The sequence below is a fragment of the Micromonospora sp. M51 genome, assembly GCF_018070305.1.
In the GTDB taxonomy this organism is placed as follows: domain Bacteria; phylum Actinomycetota; class Actinomycetes; order Mycobacteriales; family Micromonosporaceae; genus Micromonospora; species Micromonospora parva.
Genome location: NZ_JAGPXZ010000666.1, coordinates 1 through 3,457 on the forward strand (window position 1 = coordinate 1; position 3,457 = coordinate 3,457).

At 74.7% G+C, this 3,457-nt stretch carries 5 protein-coding genes; all 5 read left to right on the forward strand.

Annotated elements, in window-relative coordinates:
* Positions 1-230 precede the first annotated feature (230 nt).
* Entirely contained in the window at positions 231-719 is a 489-nt protein-coding gene (locus KBX53_RS26660) for a YbaK/EbsC family protein (protein WP_030334557.1), read from the forward strand.
* Between the two features lie 11 nt (positions 720-730).
* Positions 731-1,486 (forward strand): monooxygenase, encoded by a 756-nt coding sequence (locus tag KBX53_RS26665; RefSeq protein ID WP_030334559.1) that lies wholly within the window; start codon positions 731-733, stop codon positions 1,484-1,486.
* A complete protein-coding gene (locus KBX53_RS26670) occupies positions 1,483-2,034 on the forward strand; it encodes a GNAT family N-acetyltransferase (protein WP_030334560.1) in 552 nt (183 codons plus the stop codon). The genes KBX53_RS26665 and KBX53_RS26670 overlap by 4 nt, the downstream gene beginning before the upstream one ends.
* Entirely contained in the window at positions 2,031-2,909 is an 879-nt protein-coding gene (locus tag KBX53_RS26675; RefSeq protein ID WP_210862278.1) for a carotenoid biosynthesis protein, read from the forward strand. The genes KBX53_RS26670 and KBX53_RS26675 overlap by 4 nt, the downstream gene beginning before the upstream one ends.
* Positions 2,906-3,457, forward strand: a 552-nt coding sequence (locus tag KBX53_RS26680) for a glycosyltransferase family 2 protein (RefSeq protein ID WP_210862280.1), incomplete at its 3' end; no start/stop codon positions are given. The genes KBX53_RS26675 and KBX53_RS26680, both read left to right, overlap by 4 nt.

The window sequence follows — 3,457 nt, forward strand, 5'->3', positions numbered from 1 at the left end:
AGGCTCGCGACTGCCCGGAAACCCAGGTGCGGCCCGCGGAGCCGCACCGCCCGGAGGTGGCGCCGCGAAACGCCGCGCTCCGGCTGGTTGGAACGGGCGTTCGAGGCAATCGAACACTCGTTCTAACTACTGCTGACAGTACACCTCCCCTCCGACGAAAATGCAACGTGTGACGCGCTGAGCGTGCCGGCCGGATGAACCCACCCCGGCGAACCGGGAAGAATGACGACATGCAGCCACACCCGAACGTACGAGCGGTGCAGGACGCGCTCACCGCCGCCGGCACGCGCGACGGCACCGGCGAGCCCAGCCTGGTCCGTCTGCTGCCCGACGCGGTGCACACCGCCGCGGCGGCCGCCGAGGCGCTCGACGTCGAGGTCGGTCAGATCGCCAACTCCCTGATCTTCGACGCGGACGACACGCCGCTGCTCGTGCTCACCTCCGGCGCGCACCGGGTCGACACCGCCGGTCTGGCGGCATCGATCGGCGTCACCCGGCTGCGCCGGGCCACCCCGGAGTTCGTCCGGACCCACACCGGACAGCCGATCGGCGGGGTCGCCCCCCTCGGGCACCCGCACCCGCTGCGCACCCTGGTGGACACGGCGCTGGCGGCGTACCCGGAGATCTGGGCCGCGGGTGGCGTACCCCAGGCGGTCTTTCCGACCACCTACACCGAACTGCTGCGGGTCACCGCCGGCACCCCGGCCGAGGTGGCGTGAGCGAGCGGAGCGTGCTGACCAACCAGTCCGGCAGCGCGGTCCCGGAGCTGGTCACGCTGCACGTGTGGCGGACCTCCCGCGGCGCGCTGCCCCGGGCGCTGACCCGGATGGCGCTGGACCCACGCCGGCTGCGCGCCCTCCCGGGCGCCCGGTTCGGCAAGCTGCTGGGCACCGGGACCGGCACCGACTTCGGGCCGAGGGACGCCGACCTGACCCGGTGGGCGGCGCTGACCGTCTGGGACTCCCCCGCCGCGGCGGCCGACTTCGACGACTCGTCGGTCGGACGGGCCTGGGCACGCATCGCCCACGCCCAGGCCCGGATCGACCTGCGCCCACTGACCAGCCGGGGCGAGTGGTCCGGCCAGCGGCCGTTCGGTGACCCGTCGGGCGGCCGGGTCACCGGCCCGGTGCTGGCACTGACCCGGGCTCGGCTGCGGGCCCGCCGGGCCGCCACCTTCTGGCGGGCGATCCCACCGGTGGCCGCCGCCCTGCGCGACGCGCCCGGGCTGCTGGCCCGGTTCGGGGTCGGCGAGGCACCGTTGGGCTGGCAGGGCACGGTGAGCGTGTGGCGCGACCCGACGGACCTGGTGGCGTTCGCGTACCGTCACCCGGAGCATCGGGCGGCGATCATGCGAACCCCCACCGCGGGCTGGTACGCCGAGGAGCTGTTCGCCCGGTTCGAGGTGCGCGACGTGGTCGGCGACCGGTCGGTGCTCGGGTGGGCCGCCGATGGTGGCCCGGAAACGGTGAAGGGTGGACGGGCATGAGGTTGGTGCGCTGGACGCCGGACGATCTCGTCCGGCGGCTGGACGACGTGGTGGCCGTCTACGGCGAGGCGATGGGATACCGCACCGACCTGCTGGAGGCCCGGCGCGGTTACATCGCCACCCACGTTCGCCGGCCGGGTTTCCGGGCGGTCGCCAGCCTGACCAGCGAGGGGCACCTCGCCGGCTTCGGCTACGGCTATCTGGGCGCCTCCGGTCAGTGGTGGCACGACCAGGTGCACCGCGCGCTGGACGCCCCGACCCGTACGCGCTGGCTCACCCACTGCTTCGAGGTGGTCGAGCTGCACGTCCGGCCACCGGCGCAGGGGCACGGCCTGGGCACCGGTCAGCTGCGCGCCCTGCTCGGCATGGCGGAGGGCGACACCACGCTGCTGTCCACCCCGGAGGCTGACGAGCAGACCTCGCGGGCCTGGCGGCTGTACCGACGGTTCGGCTTCGTCGACGTGCTGCGCGACTTCCACTTCCCCGGCGACGAGCGGCCGTTCGGTGTGCTCGGTCGGGATCTGCCGCTCGACCCGCCGGCGTCATGACCCGACGGATCTCCTGGACACTGCTCGCCGTCCTGGTGCTCGCCCAGATCTGCTACCCGCTCACCACCGGCGACACCCGGGCCGGGCTCACCGTGGCCACCGTCGTCCTCGGCTGGCTGCTCTCGGTCGGCCACGCGCTGCTCAGCCGGGGCCCACGGGTGGCGGCGGCGCTGGTCGCGGTGGCCACCGGCGGCGGGTTCGCGATCGAGGCGATCGGGGTGGCCACCGGCGTGCCGTTCGGCAGCTACGACTACTCCGGGGAGCTGGGCCCCAAGCTGGCCGGGGTGCCACTGATCATTCCGCTGGCCTGGACCTGGATGGCCTGGCCGGCGTGGCTGGCAGCGGTCCGACTGACCGGCGGCAACGCCGCGACGGCCGACGGCGGCGCACTGACCGCCGGCGGCAGCGGGTCGACGGTGGGGCGGTGGGTGGGGCGGATCGCGCTGGCCACTGTGGGGCTGGCCGCCTGGGACCTCTTCCTGGACCCGCAGATGGTGGCCGAGGGCTACTGGGTGTGGCGCGACGCCACCCCGGCGTTGCCCGGCCTGGCCGGCATCCCGGTCAGCAACTACCTGGGCTGGCTGCTCTTCGCGGTGCTGATGATGAGCGCGCTGCGCCCACTGGCCGGGCCGGCCGCCGCGCACACCGATCGGCGGGACCACCCGATGGTCGCGCTGTACCTGTGGACGTACTTCTCCAGCATCCTGGCCCACGCGGTCTTCCTCGACCTGCCCGCCTCGGCGCTGTGGGGCGCCGCCGGCATGGCGGTGACCGCCGTGCCGCTCACGGTGACCTTCCTACGTGCCCACCGGGGCGGTGACCCCGGTCGGGAGGCCCACCAGCCCCACCGCCCCGGCGTCGACGCGACCCGATGACCGTCCTGCTCGCCCTGCTGATCGCCGTCGCCGCGTTGACCGGACACACCTGGCTCAACGCCGCCCGGTGGCTGCGCCGGCCCACCGACCGGCCGGACGCCGTCGACGAGCCGGTGGCCGTGCTGCTGCCGCTGCGCGACGAGGCCACCCGGGTCACACCCTGCCTGCGCGCCCTGCTCGCCCAACGCGGCGTACCCGGGCTGCGCATCGTGGTCCTCGACGACGGGTCCACCGATGGCACCGCCGACGTGGTCCGCGCGGTGGTCGGCGACGACCCCCGGGTCACGCTGCTCAGCGGCGTCGCCCCGCCGCCGGGCTGGCTGGGCAAGCCGCACGCCTGCTGGCAGCTGGCCACCCGGGCCGACCCGGACGCCACCGCGCTGGTCTTCGTCGACGCCGACGTGGTGCTCGCCCCGCACGCCGTGGCCGCGGCCGTCACCGAGTTGCGCGCCGCCCGGGTGACGTTGCTGTCGCCGTACCCCCGGATCGTGGTGGCGACGGCGGCCGACCGGTTGGTGCAGCCGCTGTTGCAGTGGCTCTGGCTCACC

Excerpts from the sequence above, each read along its gene's own strand:
- KBX53_RS26660 (WP_030334557.1), top strand. The coding sequence starts at position 231 with ATGCAGCCACACCCGAACGTACGAGCGGTGCAGGACGCGCTCACCGCC.
- KBX53_RS26670 (WP_030334560.1), top strand. The coding sequence starts at position 1,483 with ATGAGGTTGGTGCGCTGGACGCCGGACGATCTCGTCCGGCGGCTGGAC.
- KBX53_RS26675 (WP_210862278.1), top strand. The coding sequence starts at position 2,031 with ATGACCCGACGGATCTCCTGGACACTGCTCGCCGTCCTGGTGCTCGCC.